This window comes from Phascolarctobacterium faecium (assembly GCF_003945365.1).
Classification (GTDB): Bacteria; Bacillota; Negativicutes; order Acidaminococcales; family Acidaminococcaceae; genus Phascolarctobacterium; species Phascolarctobacterium faecium.
Map to the genome: position 1 here is coordinate 682702 of NZ_AP019004.1, position 22631 is coordinate 705332.

Genomic DNA, 22631 nt, shown 5'->3' on the forward strand with positions numbered 1-22631 from the left:
ATAAGAAGGTGGAAGCATGGAAAAAACGGTTTTAGTTATCGGTCACCGTAATCCAGACACGGATTCGGTCTGTTCTGCCATCGCCTATGCTTATTTAAAGCAGCAGCTGGGTTTGAACGCAGTTCCGGCACGTGCAGGCAAGATCAATCCGGAAACACAGTTTGTGCTGGAACATTTTGGCGTACCGGTACCGAAATTAGTAGATGATCTGTATCCGCGGTTAAGTGATATACGCCTGGCGCAGCCGCCGACAGTGGGGCCAGATGCGTCACTGCGTGATGTGGGCAGGCTTTTTGTAGAGCACGAAGGTTTAAAATCCGTACCGGTATTGGATCAGGAAAATAATATCGTCGGCATCATTACTGTCGGCGACCTGGCGAAACGTTATTATAATGAGCTGTCAATTCAAGATCTGGACGACGGCGAAACAGATTACAGAAGTATTGTCCATACTTTAGATGGTCAGCTGATCTGCGGTGATCTGACACATACCTTTAATGGTAAGATCAAAATTGGGGCTTCGGAGCCTGAAACACTTAGCACGGCAATTAAAAATGGAGATTTGGTTATCATCGGTGACAGAGTTGAGGCGCAGCTGGCAGTACTGGAGGCCGGCGCCGCAGGTTTGATTCTGACGCGGGATACGGAAATAACGCCAATCGTACTGCAGACGGCCCTGCGTTATAAGGCTGTTGTCATCAGCACGCCTTATGACACTTATACTACGGCACGGCTGATCAATCAGAGCATTCAGGTCAGGCTGGTGATGACGAAAAACCTTGTGACTCTGAAAACGACAGACTTACTTTCTGATGTCAGAGAAAAGATGCTGGCGGCAAAATTTGTCAGTTACCCGGTGTTGGAGCGTGGTAAATATGTAGGGATGATGGATCGTGGTATGATGCTGGTTCCCGATCGTCAGGAGGTTATTTTAGTAGACCATAATGAACGCAGTCAGGCGGTGGAAGGCATTGAAGAAGCGCATTTGCTGGAAATCATTGACCACCATCGGCTGGGCGGGCTGACGACAGGCGCGCCGATCTTTATCAGACAGGAGCCTGTAGGTTCAACTGCTACTATCGTTGCCAACCTTACCTGGCACAGAGGTATCGAACTGCCGCCGGCTTTGGCAGGTATTTTATTTGCGGCTATAGTTTCTGATACTTTGTATTTCCGTTCTCCTACTGCGACTCTTTTTGACCAGGATACTGCTAAACGTTTGGCAGAGCAGGCCGGCATCAAGGATGCGGAAGCTTTTGCGATGGAAGTACTGCGTCATGGTTCTGCTATTGGTACGATGCCGGTGCAGGATATTGTGCGTAATGATATTAAGGAATTCGATTTTGGCGAACACCGGATTACAGTCAGTCAGATCAATATTATGGATCGGCAGCAGGCTTTAGAACGGTTAGGAGAACTGCAGAAAGCTCTTAATGAATTTCGTAAGCAGGAAGGTTATGACCTGTCGCTGCTGATGGTTACTGATATTTTGGGTGAAGCGACAGATCTTTTAGCTGCAGGAAGTCCGCAGACACAGCTTGTTCACGCTTTTGGCGAAGCTGCTGCGGAAGGATGCTATCACCTGCCAGGCGTTTTGAGCCGTAAAAAACAAATCATTCCGCCCTTGACAGAAGCCTTTAGAAAACAGGACTGAATTATAGAAAAAAGACTGCTTCTTTAAGAAGCAGTCTTTTTTACTGTTAATTAGCAGGGAAGAAAGGCCAAACAACTGGGATTACAACCAGGGATACGATAAAGGCTACGATAACGAGGCCGGTACCGCATTTTACGTAGTCCATGAATTTGTAGCCGCCGGGGCCAAGTACCAAAGTATTCGGAGGAGTGCCTACCGGAGTTGCAAAAGCACAAGAAGCAGCAACTGCAATCGCCATCAATACTGCTTTCGGATCAGCGCCAAGCTGTTTAGCAATAGCAATACCGATCGGACACAGCAAAGCTGCGGAAGCAGTGTTGGACATAAATTGGGTCAGACCGCAGGACAGAATGAACAGAATAGCGGTCACTACTAAAGGAGACGGACTTCCTCCCATCAGGCCGACGGTCCAGTCAGCTATCAAAGCGCCGGCGCCGGTAGTATCCATAGCTGCTGAAACAGGCATCATACCTGCGAACAGGAAGATGGTTACCCAGTCGATAGAAGCATAAGCTTGTTTTTCGGTCAGGCAGCCGGTCAGTACGCAAACAAGCGCGCCGGTGATAGCAGCGATTTCCAAAGATACGCCAGGGATACCAACAGCCATGGTGATGATAACCAAAGCAAGGATGACGCCAGAGATGATTTGTTTGGTAGAAGAAGTGGAAGCGGCTTCGATTTCCTGTTCAATTTCCTGGTCAGCAGAAAGATCTACTTTCGGAAGCAGGTATTTGCCTACGAACATCATGTACAGCATACCAGCAATAGAAACCGGAATACCGATCCAGGCAAATTCAAAGAAGCCAAAAGGTTCAAGACCGGCAGAGGTCATAGCTCCGACTGCAATAATATTAGGCGGCGTGCCTACCATAGTAATGATACCGCCCCAACCGCAGGCAAATGCCAGAGGCATCAGTTGACGGGAAGCGGGGATCTTAGCTGCGGCACAAATACCGAGCGCAACTGGCAGCAGGCAGGCTGCAGTACCAGTATTGGACAGGCAGGAAGATAAAACCGTACCGACCATCATTAAGCCAAACATCAAGCTGTTCTCGCCTGTACCACACATTTTTACTACTACACCGCCGATTTTTTGAGCAAGACCGGTGTAGAACATGGAAGCACCTACGACGAACATACCTGCAAACAAGACTACGGTAGAGTCGGATAAACCCGAGAATACCTGTTTTGCAGGAATAAAACCTAACAGGCCGCAGGAAATCGCGCCTGCCGTTGCAGTAATTGCCAAGGGAATAAGTTCAGTTACGAATAAGAGAGCAACTACTGCCAACAAAATTAAACATTTTACTGCTTGGGACATATTATTCCTCCTTTTAAAATTTTAAAATGCGTTAACAGAATAGCAAATTTTGAAAATCTCCTCTGTTGCAACGGCAACATTTTTAAGTAAAATTTATTATAATTATTCATTTTTACAAAAAGTTTTACCTGAATTTTACTTATTTCTTAGATGAATGATACGAAATATCAACATTGTATAACTTATTTAAAAGAAATAAATAATTGGTGATTTGAAAATAAATAAATAATTTTTAATAATTAACCGATTTATATTTTTATTATTAAAAATAATTGATAAGATTAAAACTATATAGATTAATTTAAAAGCAAAAAGAACGCAGATAAAATATCTGCGTTCTTTTTGCTTTTAAATAAGATTTTTGTGCCGCCAGACTCCACTGTGCCAGCGATAAATAAATATCAGTGCCCTTAAACATTCATCCATCATCATAGCGATCCAGATACCTATCAAGCCAAAATCGAGGACGATACCAAAAAAGTAGGCACCTGCTACGGAAACCAGCCACATGGAAAGCAAGCCTATTGTTACAGGACCTTTGATGTCACCGGCAGCCTGCAGTGACATGACCATAACCATGTTGACGGCACGGCCGATTTCCAGAAAAATTTCAATGAGAAAGATGTGGCGTCCCAACTCCAGCACTTTGGGGTTATCAGTAAAGATACCATAGATATGGTCGCTGTTGAAATATAAGAGCGTTGTCAGGGTACCGCTGATCAGCACCGCTAACCGTACAGTTTGCCAGACTCTTTGGCTGACTGCTTCCTGGTCGCCGCGGCCTAGAAGAAAACCAACGATGATTTGCGTCGCCATTGCCAGAGCCTGCGAATAAATGTATGAGAACATAGCAATGATATAGGCATATATTTTGGTCGTTATGACTACTAAACCCATCAGATTGACAAATTTCATAATCACCATCTGCGACAGCTGATACGAAAGCGACTCGCCGCCGGAAGGCAGACCCAGATAGAGGATATTGTGCAAAGTTTTTTTGGGAAAAGGACGAAGATATTTAAAAGACAAGGGCAGATTGATAAAACGACGGAAAAAATATAGAATCAGCAGCAGACCCAGTACTTTACTGCTGTTGGTTGAAATAGTCACTCCCAATACTCCCAAGGGGGGGATGGGCCCGAAGCCATGAATAAGGAAAACATTACAGATAATATTGATAACATTCATGATGATAGAAGTCATCATCGTTACTTTTAGCAGTGAATAACCGCGGAAAAAAGAAATAAAAGAGATGTATACTGCCTGGACAACTATGAACAAGCCGATATAGCGTAGAAATAAGCCGGCTTCAGACCGGATGTCATCAGGTACGGCCAGCAGATCAAGAAAGAAGTTGTCGAAACAAAACAGAATTGAACTGATGATAAGTCCGAAAATGAAGTTTGTTAAAAGAGCTACGGTACAAACTTCCGTGACTTTTTCCTTATTACCGGCACCACGGTATTGGGCAATCAGGATTGTTGCGGCCATACTTATTACGCTGAGGGCAATAATAACGATGTTGATGATTTGATTGGCGTTACCAACGGCAGCAACGGATTTTTGAGAATAATGACTGAGCATGAATTGATCTACATTGCCGACCATCATCTGCAGCAAAATTTCAATGAAAATCGGCCAGGTCATTTTGAAAACAGAAAGCTTGGCCGCGGTAGTTTCGATAGAACGCATTGTCAAACACTCCTGAAAAAATAAATCTGCCTTCCTGAAGGCAGATTTGACCCAGGAAGGCAGGCGTCTTTGCTTGCGTCATACATTATAGCACGGTGCTTAACCTACTGCAATATTTTTGAGTTATATTTTACAATTATATTGACAAGTAAGGCTGTTTTCTATTATAATCTTAATTGTCTTGGGGGCATAGCTCAGCTGGGAGAGCGCTTGAATGGCATTCAAGAGGTCAGCGGTTCGATCCCGCTTGTCTCCACCACTGTTAGAAGTAGGCACTGCAATAGTTTGCAGTGCTTTTTTTATTGTATGGGAGTTTCCTTTCAATGGGTCAAGGGAGTTGAATGGGAGTTTGTAAATTATTTTGACCTTTTAGTAATACATATTTTCAGCAATTTCTGCAAGCTTTTTTCCGCTACCTTTTTTCTTGTGTGCATATTTCAAGGTTGTTTCAATTTTGCTATGTCCTACGGCTGCACTGACATCTGCTAGTGGCATTTGTGCCAGCATTTCAGTGATGTATGTATGCCTGAGAAAATGAAAGCGCCTGTAGGGGATATTCAGCTCGCTTAGGATACGTTTCCACGTCCGACGCATATTGTTCCGGCTTATGGGTGTACCTGTGCGGGTACTGAAAAGATATTCGCTTGCATATTCAGTGCGTTCTATATATTCATCTAAGATATCGCATAACTTACGGCTTAGATCATAGGTGCGTATTGATTGTCTGTTTTTGGTATTTCCTAGAATGGTTTTATTGTTTTTATCCTGTTTTACAGATTTTTTTATTTTTATCTGCTGATTGGTAGAATTATACCATTTTTTTAATATACCTAACAACTCACCGATACGGCAGCCCGTTGATACTTCAAGCAAAATCATTACATAGTATTTATGTTGGTTGTGATCTGATTTTAGGTAATTTAAAATAGTTTTGATTTCTTCCTGTGAAAATGGTTCAGGTTCATCATCTTCGTTTTTATAAGCTAGTTCGGGTTTGGGGACCGCAAGCATAGGATTGAATTGAATTATTTGGCGGGATACGGCAAACGCAAATACCATTTTTAAAAATTCATATGTTTTGCGCTTGTCATCTTGACTACTTTTTAAACTCAAAAAGTAGTGCTGTAAAATTTCAGTTGTTATATTTTTTATGGGATATTTTACCAAAGGAGCTATTTTGTTGGCCCGGCGCTGATAAAATATTTCTGTTCCTTCTGATACAGTAGGATATGTTTTAAAATCAGCAAGATATTTAATAACAAATTGTCCAAATGGAGCTAAACCATCTTTATTATAGACATTTTGTTTGATTTTGGCTATTTCTTCGTTTTTGTAGTCGATAGCTTCCTGCTGTGAATCAAAACGCTTCTGGATAACACCGGCTGGCGTTACTATTCTTACACGCCATTTTTGACGTTGTTTTTCAAAATATACTGAGCCTTCGCCTTTAGCTCGAACGCGCGACATAAAATATCAACTCCTTTAAAACGTATGTTTGGTGAAGCGTTTTAAATATTGCCGCTCCATTAGGAGCGGCTTTTTGTTTTTTAGAATAAACCACCTAAAACAGCACGTGCTACGTCAGTTGCAACTTTAGTATTTTCTTTGTTTTGTTTGCTGCGTTTTTCTTTTTCTGCTTGAGTCTGTTCTGCATCTTTTTCTTTTTGGATTTGAATATCCTCTGCTTTGTCCGCCTCGGAACGTAATTTTAATACTTCTTGAAAGATTTGTTCACCTATTGAACTAGGGATAACACTTTCCCATGTTTCAGAACCTTTCGTGTTACGTAAAAAATTACCTTTGGAACTATAGTCAATAATTTCAAGAGATCGGGCTTCGTCGCCCATTTCGGTTCGTTTAAAATTCATTTTTTCTAAAGTTACGGCTATTTTTTCGCCTTTATAGTTTTTTTGGGCATAATCAGCATATTTTATCTGCACCCATACTGTGTATATTCCGTTTACACGTGTAATATTATCTGTATTGATTGATACTGTAACATCATCTGTTGACGTTAGCCATTTCCAACTAGCTGCAGAGGCGAGCGAGGAGAAAGCTAAACATAAAGCAAGCGTAAGTAATAATATTTTCCTCATTTCAAGTACCTCGTCAGTTTAATATTTTGTGTAATAAAGATTCTTTTTTCTCCGGGATTTTATCGGCCCGGCTTTTGTCAAACGTTAAATCAGAAACATTTTTAGTTTTGTTATCAATATACATGGAAAAATCAGTGCGTCTTTTCCCACCTGCATCGTTTGTCATTACAAAATAAGAACTAATTTTAGTTTTATCAGGCTTTTTAGTAAAACTCCAATCGTAAACGCCCCAATACTCAATTTTGTCTGTATGTGGAACTTGCATTTCGTCTAATTCTTTCTTTATTGCTGTTTCTGCTATCTTCATTAATGATTCTTTATCACTTCTACTCAAATAAAATTCATTTGCGTTATGTTGGACTTTACCATTCGCAAAAACATCAAATTCATATTTTGTGATTTTATAAACCGATCCATTTGGTGCAAGTAATAAATTATAGTAATTTAGTTCGCCATATTCAATTTTGTACCCTTTTTCAGCTGCTCCTGTAGCGTTATCTAAAGATTTATCCTCTGATAATTTATAATTTTCAAAGCCACATTGTGCTAACACAGAAGCTACATTAGCTGATTGTTGATCTGTTAGATTGGGTATTTGAATAGATTGTGGAGTAGGGGTTTTAGTTTGGTCAGAATTTGAAGGCGACTTCCCGCAACTGTTTGCAAGACCTATCAAAAACGCAAATATAAATATCCCATATAGTATTTTTTTGAGACACCCGAAACATCCACTGTTTTCTCTATTTATAGGTGGTTGATCCTTTATCTGAAGATTAGGTAAAGATTGTTTCGGTTCATTATTTTCTAAGTCATTAGTGTTAGTAGAATTGGCTTGTAGCGGCTGAATTTGTTCAGGGGGAATTTGTTCAATTCCATTAATTAAAGATGAAATTATATATAGTGGAAGATCATAAGGCGGAAAATGTAAAATAAAAGGGTTTTGTCGTCCTTCTTTAAATATATTTAATCCGCCTTCACCATAAGATAAAGATAATATCTTAGATATAGAAATTGTAAAATTTTTTGTTATACCAAGAAACCCTATACGTTGATTTGTAATGAAGAATTTTCCATAATCTTCATCTTCCCAAAATTCATTAGTTTCTCGTGTAGGTGAAATAGATCCCAACCGGTATCTAACGCCTTTACAAATCTTTATACTGGTTGTTATTCCTCTATAATTTACGGTTTTTGTAACTTTTCGTTTTTTGCGCATGGATGCATCTGAAACGAAATGAATAACTTCATTAGGTTTTAACATAATATTTACAGCGCTATCGGGTAGAATAGGTAATTCTCCACTTGTTTTTATTTTATATATTGAATTTAAGTTGCCAATAGCTGAAATTAATTTTGTTCTTACTTCTTTTGGCAGATATGCACAGTAATCGATTAACAATTTGAAATTTGCAAGCTCAGCATTGTCTAAAATATCATCAGACATAACTTGCTTGTAAAATCTGGCACAGGCCACAACTTGCGCTTCTTGTAACTGTTTTTTGGAAAATGATGCGCTTGTTGCAAATCTTGTTAATTGATCTAAATCATTAGGATTTATTTTTCCTACTTCAGCTAATCCTACAAGCCTTTCAATATATTCTTGTACTTCTGATTCGCTTGCAGAAAAAAATCCCATGAAATCATCCCCTATTTCTTAAAAATTTTTTCTAACCTGGATAACCTTGCCGAAAATTTTAACTACATTCATTTCTTTGCCAGAAAAAATTCTGGGTGGGTAAACAGGATTAGCGGCTTCCAATATCATCACATTATCGTGATATCTGACACGTTTTAGAGTGCCTTCCTCACCATTTATAATGACTACTGCAAGCTCACCGTTTTCGATAGTACATTGACGTCTTACAATGGCAATATCGCCGTCAGATATGCCGATATCTTTCATACTATCACCTTTACACACAAAGGCTGTAACATCGCCGGTAAGACTATCATCAACAAAAACATAACCTTCTAGATATTCATATGCCAATCCATTAGGTCCGCATTTTACGGAGCCAATGATTGGTATTTTTTTATTTTCTACAACAGGACCAAGATAGTTCGATAGTTTATTTGGATCTACATCATTACCAAGCAAATAATCTGTAGTAACACCAAATAACGCGGCTAATTCAGAAAGTTTACGTACTGGTTTACTGCTTCCGCTTTCATATTTTACATATGTTGTTCTGTCTATTCCGAGTTTATCAGCGACTTCTTGCTGAGAAAGACCATGTTGCTCTCTCAATGATTTTAAAATTTCAGCAGTGTTCATATTTTCCACCTCGATTATATTATATGTGATTATAATTCACATTTAAAGCCGTGAAATAAATTCACAAAAGGTATTGACAAGTGGAGTAAATGCACATATAATAAACTCGAATAGTGAAGAAACTTCACGGAAAGAGAGGTGGTGAAAAAATGAACTTGAAAGAAGCAAGAAATAGAGCAGGTCTTACGCAACAAGATATTGCTGATAAATTAAAAATAGATAGATCTTCTGTTGCGAAATGGGAGTCGGGTGAAGTAATGCCACGTGCAGATAAACTAAAACAGCTATCGGAGATTCTAGGTTGCACTATTGATGATCTGCTGAGTGAGCAGAAAGGAGTTGTAAGTAATGCGAATGACACTAAAAGCCTTTTGTGAAAAGCATGGCTTTTCGTACCGAGGGATGCAAGACCGGGCGGCAAAAGGTGAGTTTCCTCATTCTGGCGGTGGTAAGAAAGGGTCGCTGGTGTATGTATTTGAGGACACACTTTTAGATTTTTTTAGACGTCAGGATGAAGAAAACGCCAGGAAGAAGGCGGAAGCAATCAATCAGTCAAAACGCAGGCCTGCTTCTATGAAACAATATCGGAAGAAAGATCAAATATCTGCCGATAACTGGGCAGAGGAGTTACGCAAAGGTATCGAAAAGCGTAAAGCAGAACGAGCCGCTCAACTACTTGCTGAACAGGCTGTTTGATTACTTGAAATAATATCACGAAAGGAGAGTTACAACATGCAAAAAAACAGCATGAACCCTTATTTAAATGCCCGACTTTTTGCAGGTATGACAAGGCCTAAAGCAGCTATGTTATTGATAGTATCGGAACGTAGTCTTGCAGAATACGAACTAGATGGCAGGGTTGTTCCTGATTGGCTTGTGTTAAAAATGACTGAAATGTATCGGACTCCATGGCTTAGAGTACAACACCTGCAACGAAACCCTGTATTTTGCGATATTTTCGGTTTAGTTCCGATTAATGATGCAGAGGGCATAAAGATATTAAGGGTACATAAAGAAGTATCTGACGTGTCAAAGTTTCTGCCTGAGATGGTAGAGAAGACACTAAGTAAAACCGAACTTGGCAGCCGAATGATAAAAGAATGTAGAGAAGCAGCACAGTCATTATTGGCACTGATTGGATCAGAAAGAGAGGTAGCAAAATGAAAAATATTTATAAAGACATTCACTTAGCTTACTTAGCAGCGGTTGATGTAACAGCAGACTTACTTGATAGTATTGCAAGGTATCCGGCTATGTGGTTGCTGACTGTAGTAGCAGCTCTGGTAGCAGTACGAATGATCTACAATATTGGCTACGCTATGGGGCAGGTGGCAGGCTTATGATTAGAGATTTTACCGTAGCAACTACTGCAATATTTGTCGGAACATACATTGCTATTATGGCTGCTGTAGTGACTGTAGGGGTGTTAAGATGAGCAAAGGTAAACGTCTTATAAAAACAAACAAACTCTGCCTTGCGAACGGTGATGAGTTCGACAAAACAGAGTTTGAAGTGGATACTGATGTCCTAGCTGGATTTATTAAGGTCAAAACAGAAGGTAAAACAATTTATGTTAATCCAGAGTTCATCATATCCTTTGAAGAAAGTAACTTGTCCAGAGTTATTTCTTCTTGCCGGTAGTTTTAGTCTGAGAGAGCGCGCTTCCAGCTACAGACTTAGATGTTTTGCTGTAGTTATTGTTTTTCAATATCTTGGATGCCTTGCTTGCTACAGATTTTGATGTTTGTTTTGTGTTTGCCATCATAAATCCCCCCCTTTCTACATAATATTCTTAAGATAGTTGAGAACGATAGAATGAAAAGCAGAATATACGTTCACACTATATATAGTAATTATACTAACCATAGGAAGAGGTGTCAAGATGAACAAAATTAAACAAATTCGTGAACAAAAAGGATTGTCAAGGTATCAAGTCGCTAAAGCCAGTGGTGTTTGGTACAAGAATTTACGTGATATTGAAAATGGTAAAGACGTGACATTATCCACACTCAGGAAAATTGCAGCAGCAATGAACTGTGAAGTATCTGATTTAGTTTAGGAGGAGCGATTATGACAAAGCAAAAGAAAAAGAGCTACCGAAGTTGCAGCTTCGATAGCTCAGGTGGACTGTAAATTTTACGAAGTTTAGCGTCCACCTTTATTTTAGCAAAACGAAGGAGATTTGTAAATGGATAAGTTACAGCAGGAAAAAATCGATCGTTTGAATACTGCAGTAGAAATAATAAAAAAGACGTTTTCAGAACCAGTTAAATTTCCAGTCCGTTCATCTCCATATCCAGTCGTTGTATGTGTACATTGTGGATGTAGAGTGCCAATAGAGGATACACGCTGTAGATGCGGCGGTCAAACTTTTAGAGAGTTTTAGGAGGACGTAGAAATGAATGAGAAAGAAAAGTTAGCGGCCTTTCGTGCGCTTCAGCAAGCATACGGTGAGCCTAAAGTCCCCGCAAAGCAGGCTGTTAAATTGCTTAGACGTGCAGAGCGGTGTAAAGGGAGGAATAAGTAATGTTTAAAAAGGCAGAACGTAAAAGAAGCTATGTAAAAATTGCTTTGTGTGGTGTATCTGGAAGCGGTAAGACATATTCCGCATTATTGATGGCACAAGGGTTAGGCGAAAAGATAGCTATGATAGATACGGAAAATGGTAGCGGCGAATTATATTCTGATCTTTATGATTATGACGTTGCGCAAATTGTCCCGCCTTTTACTACTACGAATTACATCAATGCCATAAAAGAAGCTGAAAATGCTGGTTATGATGTGTTGATCATTGATAGTTTGTCACATGTATGGAATGGAGCAGGTGGGCTATTAGAGCAACAAGAACAAATTGCCAGAACTAAATATAAGGGCAATTCTTGGGCTGCATGGAAAGATATTACGCCAATGCATGATAAATTAGTGCAGACAATTTTGCAAAGTAAAATGCATGTTATTGTGACCATGCGGTCCAAACAAGATTATATTCAAACCGAAGATAAGAAAATAAAAAAAGTCGGTATGGCTCCTGTACAACGTGAGGGGTTGGAGTACGAATTTACTATCATGTTTGATATTGATCGTGAAAAACATGAGGCTACGGCAAGCAAAGATCGTACACGTCTTTTTGATAATTCTGTAGGTGTAATAACCCCGGAAATAGGAGCTAAAATACGGCAGTGGATTGAGCAGGGGGCAATAGCACATGAACCAGTTAAAGTGCCAGAGGAAGAAGCTGCAGTAAAAACTACTGAGTTTGTAAAATTTGATGGTACAAAATGTTATGTTCGTGGTAACGCAGGTTGGCAGAATGTAGAAGAAATGGGTATCGAAGGATTAAAATTTATTCTTTCAAAACCACAGTATGAAAATGCGCATTCCTGTGCAAAAGCGTGTCTTGATGCAATAGAAGTAGCAGAAGAGGCAATGGAATGAAAACCACGGTAAAAGACCTTCAGCTGATTCAGACATGGCAGGGGGCAAGTGTTGTGATTCCGCTTTCATCGTCAGAGGCGGAAGAGGTTGCAGAATTAAAGAAGAAAGCTGACGATGGAAAACCATTGCAGTTTGAATTAAAAATCATTAGAAAACAACGTAGCCTTGATGCAAATGCGGCATTATGGTTTTTGTTACAGGAAATGGCGGCTAAACTACGGACAAATAAAGATGCGCTATATCTTGAAATGTTGGGTAGATATGGAGTATTTACGCATATAATTGCAAAAGCTAATGCTGCAGAGCGATTTAAAGCTCAATGGCGTACTGTTAAGGATCTTGGCGAAGTTACTGTCAATGGGCAGACTGGTAAGCAGCTACAATGTTATTTTGGCAGTAGTACTTATAATACGCTTGAATTTAGTCGGTTATTAGATGGAACGATTAACGATGCTAAGGAAATTGGTATAAACCTTATTTCCGATGCTGATAGGGCGCTTATGCTGGCAGAATGGGGGAAATAATAATGAAAAAAGAAAAAGAGCATGTCCTGAAAATATTGACAGAAAAGCTGGAAAAAAATGAGCCTTTATTTGTGATGATAGAAGGGAACGTTATTATATCCGGGGAGTTTGAAAATCTTGCTGACTTACACGCACGAACTGCGGCATACATTGCTCACCTAATGCTTTCGTTAGAAATGGAAACTGGATGTACAACAAAACTTATGACTAAAATGGTTGGTTACTCTTTGAGCTTGTTGAGGAAAGTAGCAAAGCATGGCTAAGAGTATCATGCAGACAGGAAAATATTGTTATAACTGTGGGATAGAAACAGGACTTCATTTGCACCATATTTACTATGGTACCGGCAAGCGGAAAATTAGCGATAAAAACGGTTTTACCTGTTGGCTGTGCTGGCGTTGCCACAATGCTGTGCATGATGGCAGTGAACTGGGGACTTTGTTAAAGGTAGAGTGCCAAATGGTTTTTGAGCTTGAACACAGCAGAGAAGAATTTATGAAGATTATCGGAAGAAATTATTTAGACGACTGAAAGGATTATTATGAACTACGTTGCACAGATGAATGCGTTTTGGAGCTGGCGGTTACTCAACCAACTTAATAGCCGAGCTGCTGATTTGTATATGGCATTATTGCACTTTAACAATTTAGGCGGATGGCAAAAAGAGTTTACCGTGTCCAGCACGATGCTGCAATCGGTGTGTGGAATTTCTCGGACTGAATTAAGTAGGCATAGGAATACTCTAATTCAGATGGGGCTGATTTCATACCAGGGCGGCAAAGGTAGTCGATCAGGTTTTTATCAGATATTTGATTTGTGTATCGTATACCGAACACAAACTGATACACAACCTGTAACACAACTTGTAACACAAACTGATACACAACCTGTAACACAATCTCGCGCGGAGAAGAAAGTATATATAAATAATATTATTAATAATAAACAAAACGAAAAGAAACAAGAAGCGCCTGATTGTGAGCGGGAAGAATATTTTGCCCGATTTTGGGAAGCATACCCAGTGAAGGTAAAAAAGCCTGTAGCTAAAATCGAGTGGAACAAGCTGGTTGATCCTTGTGTGGAGCTGTACGAAAAAATCATAGCTGCTGTTGAGCGGTATAAACAGACAAGCCGTTGGAAAGAGAACAACGGGGCTTATATTCCATACCCTGAAACCTTCTTGCAGGACAGGCGTTGGGAAGATGAGATACGTGTTACAGAGCAGAAAAAAGAATGGGCATGGTGAGGTGATTTGAATGCTTGATATAGGCGATATAGAGGCTGCGTTTGTGGTATGGCGAGCAGCTGGCTTAACTCCACCACCGATGAATGATGTGCAGCGGGAAAACTTTATGGCTAAAACGTTGGAACAATACAAGTATACACAGGTCAATGATTGGGCGGAAGCTGTTGAGTGGGTAGCTAATAACAATACGCGCTGGGCAACGTGGTTCGACATCAATACAGCGCTGTCTATAGTCCGGCAGAATAAAATTGGCGCAGAAAAGAAAGCTATTGAGCGTAATTCTAAAGCGGCAAATGAGTTTGTTAAAAAGTTGTTTGCTGATCTTGCTGCCGGTAAAACATTTGACGAACTACGGCAGCCAATAAGTGAGAAAGTTAGAGCTGCAGCAAAGAGGATTTTCCCTGACGCCGATGATAGCTTTATAAAGCGTAATTACAACGATATCAGCTTTATCGCAGACGTCGAACGAAAATGCGCTGAATGTATTAACACTGTTGATTGCCCATACAGCGGACATCAACCGTTTTTGAGAGTAGATAAAGAAAGCGGATTTACTTATGTGGTAGCTGATCGTGAACGGTGTTATAAATATCATCCGGTAGTGCCTGATGTAGTACCAAAACGGTCAGCATGTCGTCAAGGTGATTTAGCTAAAGTTTAAAGGAGCGGTAACTATGAAAAAGTATGAGTTGACAGCAGAGTTTATAGAACAATGGGGCAAGAAATTATTTAGGATTAAGGCTTTAATTAGCTTTGGAAGTGTTGAAGCTGGTGAACTTGGTGGATATGTGGAAAAAGAAGATAACTTAGCGCAAGATGGCGACGCTTGGGTGTGCGACGACGCTAGGGTGTACGGCGACGCTAAGGTGTACGGCAACGCTGAGGTGTACGACGACGCTAGGGTGTACGGCGACGCTAGGGTGTACGGCGACGCTAAGGTGTGCGGCGACGCTTGGGTGTGCGACGACGCTTGGGTGTACGGCGACGCTAAGGTGTGCGGCGACGCTTGGGTGTACGGCAACGCTGAGGTGTACGGCGACGCTAGGGTGTGCGGCAACGCTAGGGTGTACGGCGACGCTAAGGTGTACGGCAACGCTGAGGTGTGCGGCGACGCTTGGGTGTACGGCAACGCTGAGGTGTACGGCAACGCTAGGGTGTGCGGCAACGCTAAGGTGTACGGCAACGCTAGGGTGTACGGCGACGCTAGGGTGTGCGGCAACGCTAGGGTGTGCGGCAACGCTGACTATTTATTGATCGGTCGCATTGGTAGTAGATTTAGTTTTACGACATTTTTCAAAAATAAAGACAAAGGTATAACAGTGTCTTGTGGTTGTTTCTTAGGGACTATTGCCGAATTTAGAGCTAAGGTTACCGATACACATGGAAATAATAAGCACGCAAAAATGTATAACCTTGCTGCAGATATGGCAGAACTACAGATTTTAGGCGAAGAACATTTTGACAAGCTGAACACTAATAAGTCAGAACCATTTTGAGGTGAGATTATGAATTGCGATATATGCCATAAGGATACAACGGCGGGTAGTCATGTAACCAGAGGTCGATATTTTGAGGTGCATATTTGCCCGAGCTGCTTGATGTGGTCAGATGATCCGCGGGCCGGGAAGGCACGGGAGACAATTCAAAACTTCGAGAATTTGAGATCTTTGGAAGATATTAGTATAAGTCATGAAGGGACTGAAGCACAATGACTAAGTGTGAAACAGTATACACATTATTATTTATCTTTGCTGCAGGTTTCCTATGGCAGCTCGGTTGTGCTTTAGCTGAGGTTTTTGTAGAGTGGCAGATCTGGCGATAAGTTAAAACGGCCGCGCATACTAACTATATACAAGCATAAAGGGAAGTATACCCCTGCGGAGGTGATTAGCCCGTAGGGGGCGGCCTTTTAAATATAAGGAGTTGGAAACTATGAAACCAATAAATATAAAAATTATGATGGCACTAATTGAAAAAGAACCAGGCGATCAGTATGTACCAGTATTGAAACCAGTACTTATGCAGATACTGACTGAACTCAAACATCTGCGTCGGAAGAATAGCCAGCTCGGTGGGAAAGTAGCTCGGTATCGGAGAGAAAAGGAAGATCTTGAAGATGCTTTGGCGATGTACCAATGACGACGTGGAATGAACTGCCGGCACACCTTGTAAGTAAAATACGTTCGGACAGCGTAACGGCGCCGGCGAATTTACCAGGGACAGAATCCAAACTGAAATATGGCAATAGAGTTACCGAGGTAGACGGTATCCGTTTCGACAGCGAAAAAGAAGCTGACTATTACTGGCAGTTACACTGGATGATGCGCGAAGGTACAGTAAAAGAGGTTGAACTACAGCCAAAATTTGTTTTACAGCCTGGTTATAAGAGAGACGGTAAAAAGATAAGGCCGATTATTTATCGAGCTGATTTTAAGGTGACGGAAGCTGACGGGCATATATATTACGTCGATACGAAAGGGATGCGGACGCAGGTGTATATGATCAAAAAGAAGATGCTGCTATATAAGTACCCGGATATTGACTTTCGAGAAGAATAGGAGATGTTGAAATGGCTGAAACGGAACTGACAAAAGAAATTAAAAAAGCGCTGTTGTATTATGCCAAAGCTGATCAGGCTGGCGTATATGGTTGCTATGAAGTTTGCCTGGGTGCTGGTTATGGTGATGAATATGTAGATTTTATGACTATGAATAGTAAAAATGAATTCAAATCGTATGAAATTAAGGTAAGCTTATCGGATATGAAAAGTAAGGCAAAACTATCTTTTTGTGGCAATTATAATTATTTAGTTTTACCAACAGAGCTTTTGTATAATCCGAGTGCAAAAGAAGAAATTTACCGCCATATATCGCATGGTATTGGGATACTGGGATATAATCCGGAAAATGCTAAGATAATAGAATTGAAGAAGTCAGGACATATGACGCTAAACATCGGCCGTAAAGTTGAGCTTATGCACTACATGATTCGTAGTTTGAGCCGATATCCCGTTAAATTAGCAAAGGCGGTGGAGTAGATGAAAGCGTATTGCTGTAAGGAGCGTGACGGTGATGGATACGCCGTTATTGTATACGGAAAAACAAGAGGTCAAGCAAAACGAGAAGGGGCTAGCGAATTGGATATTGATTTTTTAGATGCCAACGTTAGCCGATTACCGTGGGCGGACGAATACGGCAGTATCAATAATCTTCCGTTAAAGGTCTACTTTGAAAACGGGTGGTTTTGTGAGTGCTGCAAGTGCGGAAGGCTTATCGACGTTGATAGTGAGTATCCGGAAGGTACTTTGGGAAAGTTTGACTATTTGTGTGACGAATGTAGAAAGGCGGTGTAAATTATGAAAAATCTTGAAATCAAGTACGTAGGCTGGTGCCATGAGTGCAAATGCCTAGGAAGTTTTATTTGTGGTAACTGTAAGCCTAATGAGAAATACAGTTTTGCTAGACCTTCTGAATTTATGCCTAAGGACAAAAAACGTTGGGTAAGAATGGAGGAATAAAAAATGAAATACTTAGACTATTGTTATTTATGCATTAATAACAGAAAGGACAGTGAGTTGAGCGAAACCCCAGAATGTAGCAACTGTATTCAGCTTACTGTTATGTCTATGCCAACTAAGTTTAAATCGCGTAGGATTACTTGGGCTGACAGAACGGAGCTAGAAAAACATGAAAATAATTAAATTGGCTAACGTAGTAGTACAGATACACGTTAGAGATGAATATTCAAAGCAGAGAGTACTATATTGTCCGTGGGTTAATTGCAAGCATTATAGTAATGGGGAATGCACTTATAAAGATAGTTATGGCTATAATTGCTGTCGCTTTGTATTAATGAATGGACAAACTTATTGCCAAGGCTATGAGAGGGACGAAGAGCATGATAGCAATTAAAGAAATGGATATGCCTAAGAATTGCTTAAAGTGTCCTTTTATAGATGAAAGAGGGCAGTATTGTTAAGTTAATGGCAAAGCATTAGTGCCTAATATTCTTTGTATAGATATCGAGGGCGCACGAGAGAATTTTAAGGTTTTAGAAAGCTGTAGGAATACAGATTGTCCATTAATTGAGATAAAGGATGGTGAAGAAAAATGAGCGCATGTGATATTAAAATAAAAGAATTAAAGAAGCAAGGCTATATATCTGGCGTTATGGCTGGTAAAGAAATCATGGCGTGCATAGAAAGAACGCTGACCAAGGGAAAGTTTAACGAACGAAAGCTTTACCAATACCTTATGGATCATGCTAAAAAACACGTAATGGCAGAAGCGGTGGACGTATGCGGGACGATCCGCTGGTATTACAATAAAAATGATTTGCTGAATTGGATTGAAGATATGCTTTCAAATAGACGCTGGCTTGAAAGTAAATTTTCTAACAAGGAGTGAACCCGAATGAACATACTAAAGCTAGAAAGATCAATAGCTTTATTAAAACCAATCATCTGGAAAATGCCTATGAATGAGAAAAGGGATGCTTATATAACTTTATTGACGGCTGCTCAAAAGCAGATACCGCAAGAAGTAAATTTGGTAGTCGAAGAGCATTTTATACCAAACTGTCCTTTTCCACAACAAATACCTAAAGGCTGGGCATGTCCTGTATGCGGACGTGAGGTAGATGATGATGCTCATTATTGCAAATACTGCGGTCAAGCTATATGTGATGATTGAAAGGTGTTGAGGATATGAGTAGGAGCAGAGAATTATTTCATTTTTGTGCGGCTATGGATGTTGAAAGTATTAAGCGACAGGGGCTTACGCTTGGAATGTGTCCTGTAGATACAAAGCGTGGAATTAGAATGATTAAAAAATGCCAGTGGCTAACAGTAAATTCTGATCCATTAAAACAGACGTGGGCAACAAGCCATGGGCTTAATTATAGCCGAACAGCTTATAGGCTACGCATAATAATTCCAGGAAAACATTTACGTAATTTGGTTGCAGCGGGAGAATTCGTAAAAACACTGCCAGTAGAAGCACGTTATTTTGTGGAAGATTGGACAGGGTCAGAAGATTGGTACATATATAGGGGAGAGATTCTTCCGCAGTGGATAAAAGAAATCGAAAAGATGGAGGAGCAGATAAATAATGACTAAAATACTGGTTGATAAATTACCTGAAACGTGTTCTGATTGCCCATTATATCAGGCTCCAATAATAATACCAATTACCAACGAATTATCTCAAAACATTCCTGCCAAGTGTAGCATAGGTGAAAAAAATCCTAAATGTTGGAGCTGGTTTCAGGAGGTATCGAACGATGACGAACGATAAAGCCTACTGTATACGTAGTAACAAATTTATGGATAAACCCTGTACTAACACCGACTGCGACCGGCACGAAGCTAATGTACCGCTTGTAGATGATGATGGTAGCCGTAGGGGTTGGGTACTGTTTGAGGAGTGTAAGGAGTATAAACATGACTGAGATTATTGAATTAGTAAAATGGCTTGTATCTGCATGGATAGTATATATGGCGTTAGTTATATTGGCATTTATTTACATATTTTGTAAAACTTGGAAGATTTGGAGGCTATAGTAATGAATAAAGTTATTTTAATGGGTCGCTTAACCAAAGACCCGGACGTAAAGTATACACAGACCGGCAAAGTAGTGACACAGTTCACTTTAGCGGTAGACAGATCTTTTAAAGATGCTAATGGCAACAAAGAAACCGATTTTATCCCCGTTGTTGTTTGGGGTAAAGCTGCTGAATTAGTGGGTAACAGCTGTCAAAAGGGGCATAGACTACTTGTAGATGGACGGCTTCAGATACGTAGTTACGAAGCCAAAGACGGCAGCAAACGTTGGGTGTCTGAAATAATCGCAAATGGTGTGGAGTTTGTAGAGCGAAAATCTGATAAAGGCGGTACAAGCGGCGATAAAAGCGAGTTTGAGCAGTTCGGGCATGCGGTGCCGTTCGATGAGGAGATCCCATTCTAATGAAATCAAATACAGCGTTAGTAATTGGTATAGCAATAGGCGTTATAACGGGTATAGCAATAGGTGTGGGTAGTGAGATAGGACAATATATAGTATGGACTATGATAATGCGGTAGAAGGAGCTGAAAACGTGATAGATTGTGAAAAATGTTATAGGCTAAAAAGTTGTGGGGACAGATATTATTGTGCGTTTATAGGCTTAAATCCTTGTATTAGAGGAGAACATACACCAGTACAAGAGTATAAAGGTGCAGCAAATCCGCTAACATCGACAGATCCACGTTTAGCTCATTTACAAGAGCAGCAACGTAGGCGTGAGGAAGCTAGGGCAGGGAAAGAAACAGACACGGGAAAAGAGCACTACAAGCCGCACAAAACTATGAAAGTAGTATTTAGGGATATCATGGATAAACACGGTGGGATTCCGATATTTCAACCGCTTGGAAATTCGGCATCGTCTAAAGCATTTGACTGGAGCGATATGCATACAACAATTTTTGAAATGGGGTTTGCTGGGTGGGATGTTCCGGCGATTGCTCAAAAGCTGAATGTGAGCAAAAATACGCTATATTCATACATCGGTAGATATAGGGGGTAAAATGATAATGATACTTGGCAAGAAAACCTTAAAGTCTGTAGAAAACAAATTTTTCAATTACCAAAAAATAAAAGATGCCATTATTGATGCACGAGCTGAACAGGATTCTAAAGGTGGTTTTACCGGCGGAGATAATGGACATAGTCGAGTATCAGACCCCACGGCTATAGCGGCACTAAAGCATATAACTCCGCTTCATTATGTGACTATAAAAGATGGTCTATGGGATATTAAGTTTTATAATCCTGAAAAATGGATATCGATTATAGAGTATTGCTTTGGTATATATAATAATTCTTTGACTGGCGAATTAGCTAAACGCAGGTATATAAAACACGAAACGCCTGAGTTTACTATGGGAGAAATGAGAATCAGTAGTAAAAATACGTATTATTCGTGGCGTGATGATATTGCTATGATGGCTGTAATGTTAGCTGTAGGAGAAGGTATTATTGATCCAACTACTGTTACAGAATGAAATGGAGGTTTAAGGATGTCTTATATATACAAGAATGAACCTAAAAAGCCTCCTTCTCCTCCACGGATAGGTTATTTTAAAGGCGAAGAAAAGTATAAAGCTGATATTAAATTTTAAAAAATAATTAAAGATCTTTATCCTTCGAATTTACGGCAGAAAGACATTGTACAACTTATGCATAGTCGTTATGGATGGTCAACTAGCGAAAGCGCCTTTTGCGATAAGATGCGTAGAGGACTAAAACTTTGCGAAGCTGAACAGTTGTTGAATGTATTAGGTTATGAATTAATAATAAACAAGAAGTAAAAAGTTCTGAACCTTTTTCTACTTTTTATATGTTATATTATTAATGTAAGCTTCTGTCTTATTAATAAAACGAAAGCCTGTGGGTGAGTAGTTGGGGTCCAAAGCTGCGGCTACGGGCCTTTAAATGATTTATCAAAAAGCATGGATTTTGATAAGTAGGGAAAAGCCACTTATCAAAAATAGCTTATTTTGATATAACGCATACGCAGTAACCCGCTCACTATCCGAGCAAGTGGCAAACCGTATGCTAATATATTGGCTATGGCGTTCGCCGTATGATGGCATATGATAGCTGCAATTTATCGTATGAATGATGCGGATAACTACCCATAGCACCTACCGTGCGGCTTGCAGCGGCCGCACTGGTAGTATCAAAACATCGCAGGGAAGCCTAGTAACGGGATAACCTGCAAAGGTGAAACGTTCAGGCTTAGCGCTTGGACACTGCCCTGCCGTTGGGGTAATACAGCGGCTTAATTTAGCATAAAAATAAGGAAGTGTAATTATGAGAAAAACCGAAATGGAATTAAAAGATACAGTTGAATTAATGAATAGTGCGGATTACAAAGATAGGTTTAAAGCTGAGTACTGGCAAAACCAACTTAGATACGAAAAACTACATGATATGGTAATCAAATATGAAGCAGGTACTTTAAACTTTACGCCTACTTGTGATATTGAATTGCTGAAAAAACAAAAATCGCATATGGGGCAGTACCTTTACTACTTAGAGTTAAGAGCAGAGATTGAAGGGATTGACCTAAAAGGCGTGGATATGCCACAAAAAGATATTGTTGTAGCAATTCATGGAAGAAAAATGCCAAATAATTGTGGGGAATGTGATCTGCGAGCATTTTTCAAAGCAGATGTTCCGCCAAGAGAAAATTGCGAAAGATGTATTTTAACAGATTGGCCTGTTGATGTAAATGATAAAAAAGGGCGGTCGCCTGGTTGCCCGTTTGTTGAAGCGATTACTCTAAAATAACATAAGAATAACTAAAGGCACTTAACTTCGGTTAGGTGCTTTTATTTTTAGAGAGGT

36 protein-coding genes and 1 tRNA gene are annotated in these 22631 nt (G+C 40.1%); 30 read left to right on the forward strand and 7 right to left on the reverse strand.

What is annotated here, in order from left to right:
• Positions 1 to 16: 16 nt before the first annotated feature.
• Entirely contained in the window at positions 17 to 1654 is a 1638-nt protein-coding gene (locus PFJ30894_RS03315) for a putative manganese-dependent inorganic diphosphatase (protein ID WP_021717503.1), read from the forward strand.
• A 46-nt stretch (positions 1655 to 1700) separates the two neighbouring features.
• Here the strand turns inward: PFJ30894_RS03315 and PFJ30894_RS03320 are convergent, their stop codons facing one another.
• Entirely contained in the window at positions 1701 to 2975 is a 1275-nt protein-coding gene (locus PFJ30894_RS03320) for an SLC13 family permease (protein WP_046430703.1), read from the reverse strand.
• A 348-nt stretch (positions 2976 to 3323) separates the two neighbouring features.
• Positions 3324 to 4667 (reverse strand): MATE family efflux transporter, encoded by a 1344-nt coding sequence (locus PFJ30894_RS03325; RefSeq protein ID WP_125669025.1) that lies wholly within the window; start codon positions 4665 to 4667, stop codon positions 3324 to 3326.
• Between the two features lie 183 nt (positions 4668 to 4850).
• On the opposite strand from PFJ30894_RS03325, the gene PFJ30894_RS03330 reads away from it, so the two are divergent.
• Positions 4851 to 4926: transfer RNA gene (locus PFJ30894_RS03330), tRNA-Ala, on the forward strand.
• Positions 4927 to 5036: 110 nt separating this feature from the next.
• On the opposite strand, the gene PFJ30894_RS03335 is transcribed toward PFJ30894_RS03330, so the two are convergent.
• The 4 genes from PFJ30894_RS03335 to PFJ30894_RS03350 form a co-directional block, all read right to left on the reverse strand.
• On the reverse strand, positions 5037 to 6134 hold the full coding sequence (locus tag PFJ30894_RS03335; RefSeq protein ID WP_125669026.1) for a tyrosine-type recombinase/integrase: 1098 nt from the start codon (positions 6132 to 6134) through the stop codon (positions 5037 to 5039).
• Positions 6135 to 6214: 80 nt separating this feature from the next.
• Positions 6215 to 6763, reverse strand: coding sequence for a surface-adhesin E family protein (locus PFJ30894_RS03340; RefSeq protein ID WP_125669027.1), 549 nt, complete (start codon positions 6761 to 6763; stop codon positions 6215 to 6217).
• 13 nt (positions 6764 to 6776) lie between these two features.
• Positions 6777 to 8399: a hypothetical protein gene (locus PFJ30894_RS03345; RefSeq protein WP_125669028.1), complete on the reverse strand. Its 1623-nt coding sequence runs from the start codon at positions 8397 to 8399 to the stop codon at positions 6777 to 6779.
• Positions 8400 to 8417: 18 nt separating this feature from the next.
• Positions 8418 to 9038: a LexA family protein gene (locus PFJ30894_RS03350; RefSeq protein WP_125669029.1), complete on the reverse strand. Its 621-nt coding sequence runs from the start codon at positions 9036 to 9038 to the stop codon at positions 8418 to 8420.
• 149 nt (positions 9039 to 9187) lie between these two features.
• On the opposite strand from PFJ30894_RS03350, the gene PFJ30894_RS03355 reads away from it, so the two are divergent.
• The 5 genes from PFJ30894_RS03355 to PFJ30894_RS03375 all read left to right on the forward strand — a co-directional run bounded on the left by PFJ30894_RS03355 (position 9188) and on the right by PFJ30894_RS03375 (position 10679).
• Positions 9188 to 9415: a helix-turn-helix domain-containing protein gene (locus PFJ30894_RS03355; protein WP_125669030.1), complete on the forward strand. Its 228-nt coding sequence runs from the start codon at positions 9188 to 9190 to the stop codon at positions 9413 to 9415.
• Positions 9387 to 9734 (forward strand): hypothetical protein, encoded by a 348-nt coding sequence (locus PFJ30894_RS03360; RefSeq protein ID WP_125669031.1) that lies wholly within the window; start codon positions 9387 to 9389, stop codon positions 9732 to 9734. The genes PFJ30894_RS03355 and PFJ30894_RS03360 overlap by 29 nt, the downstream gene beginning before the upstream one ends.
• Before the next feature lie 36 nt (positions 9735 to 9770).
• On the forward strand, positions 9771 to 10202 hold the full coding sequence (locus PFJ30894_RS03365; protein ID WP_125669032.1) for a hypothetical protein: 432 nt from the start codon (positions 9771 to 9773) through the stop codon (positions 10200 to 10202).
• The gene (locus PFJ30894_RS03370) at positions 10199 to 10381 is read left to right on the forward strand and encodes a hypothetical protein (protein ID WP_125669033.1); all 183 of its coding nucleotides are present in this window, start codon (positions 10199 to 10201) and stop codon (positions 10379 to 10381) included. Before PFJ30894_RS03365 ends, PFJ30894_RS03370 begins: the two co-directional genes overlap by 4 nt.
• Before the next feature lie 88 nt (positions 10382 to 10469).
• Positions 10470 to 10679, forward strand: coding sequence for a hypothetical protein (locus PFJ30894_RS03375; protein ID WP_125669034.1), 210 nt, complete (start codon positions 10470 to 10472; stop codon positions 10677 to 10679).
• Here PFJ30894_RS03375 and PFJ30894_RS11780 read toward each other — a convergent pair.
• Positions 10660 to 10803 (reverse strand): hypothetical protein, encoded by a 144-nt coding sequence (locus PFJ30894_RS11780; protein WP_167457013.1) that lies wholly within the window; start codon positions 10801 to 10803, stop codon positions 10660 to 10662. The two genes, PFJ30894_RS03375 and PFJ30894_RS11780, sit on opposite strands and share 20 nt — an antisense overlap.
• 117 nt (positions 10804 to 10920) lie before the next feature.
• Here PFJ30894_RS11780 and PFJ30894_RS03380 point away from each other — a divergent pair, with 117 nt between their 5' ends.
• The 23 genes from PFJ30894_RS03380 (at position 10921) to PFJ30894_RS11865 (ending at position 22574) form a co-directional block, all read left to right on the forward strand.
• Positions 10921 to 11097, forward strand: a complete 177-nt coding sequence (locus PFJ30894_RS03380) for a helix-turn-helix domain-containing protein (RefSeq protein WP_125669035.1) — start codon at positions 10921 to 10923, stop codon at positions 11095 to 11097.
• A 129-nt stretch (positions 11098 to 11226) separates the two neighbouring features.
• On the forward strand, positions 11227 to 11424 hold the full coding sequence (locus tag PFJ30894_RS03385; RefSeq protein ID WP_125669036.1) for a hypothetical protein: 198 nt from the start codon (positions 11227 to 11229) through the stop codon (positions 11422 to 11424).
• A 12-nt stretch (positions 11425 to 11436) separates the two neighbouring features.
• Positions 11437 to 11565 (forward strand): hypothetical protein, encoded by a 129-nt coding sequence (locus PFJ30894_RS12020; protein WP_269461229.1) that lies wholly within the window; start codon positions 11437 to 11439, stop codon positions 11563 to 11565.
• Positions 11565 to 12473 carry an ATP-binding protein gene (locus PFJ30894_RS03390; protein ID WP_125669037.1) on the forward strand — a complete coding sequence of 303 codons (909 nt, stop codon included), beginning with the start codon at positions 11565 to 11567 and terminating at the stop codon, positions 12471 to 12473. Before PFJ30894_RS12020 ends, PFJ30894_RS03390 begins: the two co-directional genes overlap by 1 nt.
• Positions 12470 to 12997 carry a hypothetical protein gene (locus PFJ30894_RS03395; protein ID WP_125669038.1) on the forward strand — a complete coding sequence of 176 codons (528 nt, stop codon included), beginning with the start codon at positions 12470 to 12472 and terminating at the stop codon, positions 12995 to 12997. Before PFJ30894_RS03390 ends, PFJ30894_RS03395 begins: the two co-directional genes overlap by 4 nt.
• A 2-nt stretch (positions 12998 to 12999) precedes the next feature.
• Positions 13000 to 13260 (forward strand): hypothetical protein, encoded by a 261-nt coding sequence (locus PFJ30894_RS03400; RefSeq protein ID WP_125669039.1) that lies wholly within the window; start codon positions 13000 to 13002, stop codon positions 13258 to 13260.
• Positions 13253 to 13528 carry a hypothetical protein gene (locus PFJ30894_RS03405; protein WP_125669040.1) on the forward strand — a complete coding sequence of 92 codons (276 nt, stop codon included), beginning with the start codon at positions 13253 to 13255 and terminating at the stop codon, positions 13526 to 13528. The genes PFJ30894_RS03400 and PFJ30894_RS03405 overlap by 8 nt, the downstream gene beginning before the upstream one ends.
• Positions 13529 to 13538: 10 nt before the next feature.
• Positions 13539 to 14243: a cyclic nucleotide-binding domain-containing protein gene (locus tag PFJ30894_RS03410; protein ID WP_125669041.1), complete on the forward strand. Its 705-nt coding sequence runs from the start codon at positions 13539 to 13541 to the stop codon at positions 14241 to 14243.
• A gap of 10 nt (positions 14244 to 14253) precedes the next feature.
• Positions 14254 to 14904 carry a hypothetical protein gene (locus tag PFJ30894_RS03415; RefSeq protein WP_125669042.1) on the forward strand — a complete coding sequence of 217 codons (651 nt, stop codon included), beginning with the start codon at positions 14254 to 14256 and terminating at the stop codon, positions 14902 to 14904.
• A 13-nt stretch (positions 14905 to 14917) separates the two neighbouring features.
• Positions 14918 to 15739 (forward strand): bactofilin family protein, encoded by an 822-nt coding sequence (locus PFJ30894_RS03420; protein WP_125669043.1) that lies wholly within the window; start codon positions 14918 to 14920, stop codon positions 15737 to 15739.
• A 436-nt stretch (positions 15740 to 16175) separates the two neighbouring features.
• Positions 16176 to 16382 carry a hypothetical protein gene (locus PFJ30894_RS03425; RefSeq protein WP_125669044.1) on the forward strand — a complete coding sequence of 69 codons (207 nt, stop codon included), beginning with the start codon at positions 16176 to 16178 and terminating at the stop codon, positions 16380 to 16382.
• Positions 16379 to 16801 (forward strand): DUF1064 domain-containing protein, encoded by a 423-nt coding sequence (locus PFJ30894_RS03430; protein ID WP_125669045.1) that lies wholly within the window; start codon positions 16379 to 16381, stop codon positions 16799 to 16801. The genes PFJ30894_RS03425 and PFJ30894_RS03430 overlap by 4 nt, the downstream gene beginning before the upstream one ends.
• Positions 16802 to 16812: 11 nt before the next feature.
• Positions 16813 to 17280: a hypothetical protein gene (locus PFJ30894_RS03435; RefSeq protein WP_125669046.1), complete on the forward strand. Its 468-nt coding sequence runs from the start codon at positions 16813 to 16815 to the stop codon at positions 17278 to 17280.
• Positions 17281 to 17595 carry a hypothetical protein gene (locus tag PFJ30894_RS03440; protein ID WP_125669047.1) on the forward strand — a complete coding sequence of 105 codons (315 nt, stop codon included), beginning with the start codon at positions 17281 to 17283 and terminating at the stop codon, positions 17593 to 17595. It abuts the gene before it with no gap.
• A gap of 3 nt (positions 17596 to 17598) precedes the next feature.
• Positions 17599 to 17760: a hypothetical protein gene (locus PFJ30894_RS11785; RefSeq protein ID WP_167457014.1), complete on the forward strand. Its 162-nt coding sequence runs from the start codon at positions 17599 to 17601 to the stop codon at positions 17758 to 17760.
• Between the two features lie 592 nt (positions 17761 to 18352).
• Positions 18353 to 18649 (forward strand): hypothetical protein, encoded by a 297-nt coding sequence (locus PFJ30894_RS03445; protein ID WP_125669048.1) that lies wholly within the window; start codon positions 18353 to 18355, stop codon positions 18647 to 18649.
• Positions 18650 to 18655: 6 nt separating this feature from the next.
• Positions 18656 to 18934 (forward strand): zinc ribbon domain-containing protein, encoded by a 279-nt coding sequence (locus PFJ30894_RS03450; RefSeq protein ID WP_125669049.1) that lies wholly within the window; start codon positions 18656 to 18658, stop codon positions 18932 to 18934.
• 14 nt (positions 18935 to 18948) lie between these two features.
• Complete coding sequence (locus PFJ30894_RS03455; protein WP_125669050.1) at positions 18949 to 19359, forward strand: hypothetical protein; 411 nt, start codon at positions 18949 to 18951, stop codon at positions 19357 to 19359.
• Positions 19360 to 19523: 164 nt separating this feature from the next.
• On the forward strand, positions 19524 to 19691 hold the full coding sequence (locus PFJ30894_RS11790) for a hypothetical protein (RefSeq protein WP_167457015.1): 168 nt from the start codon (positions 19524 to 19526) through the stop codon (positions 19689 to 19691).
• Positions 19692 to 19805: 114 nt separating this feature from the next.
• A complete protein-coding gene (locus PFJ30894_RS03460) occupies positions 19806 to 20207 on the forward strand; it encodes a single-stranded DNA-binding protein (protein ID WP_125669051.1) in 402 nt (133 codons plus the stop codon).
• 94 nt (positions 20208 to 20301) lie between these two features.
• Positions 20302 to 20805, forward strand: a complete 504-nt coding sequence (locus tag PFJ30894_RS03465) for a helix-turn-helix domain-containing protein (RefSeq protein WP_125669052.1) — start codon at positions 20302 to 20304, stop codon at positions 20803 to 20805.
• A 7-nt stretch (positions 20806 to 20812) separates the two neighbouring features.
• The gene (locus PFJ30894_RS03470; RefSeq protein ID WP_125669053.1) at positions 20813 to 21283 is read left to right on the forward strand and encodes a hypothetical protein; all 471 of its coding nucleotides are present in this window, start codon (positions 20813 to 20815) and stop codon (positions 21281 to 21283) included.
• A gap of 811 nt (positions 21284 to 22094) precedes the next feature.
• On the forward strand, positions 22095 to 22574 hold the full coding sequence (locus PFJ30894_RS11865) for a crAss001_48 related protein (protein WP_197714973.1): 480 nt from the start codon (positions 22095 to 22097) through the stop codon (positions 22572 to 22574).
• Positions 22575 to 22631: the final 57 nt, after the last annotated feature.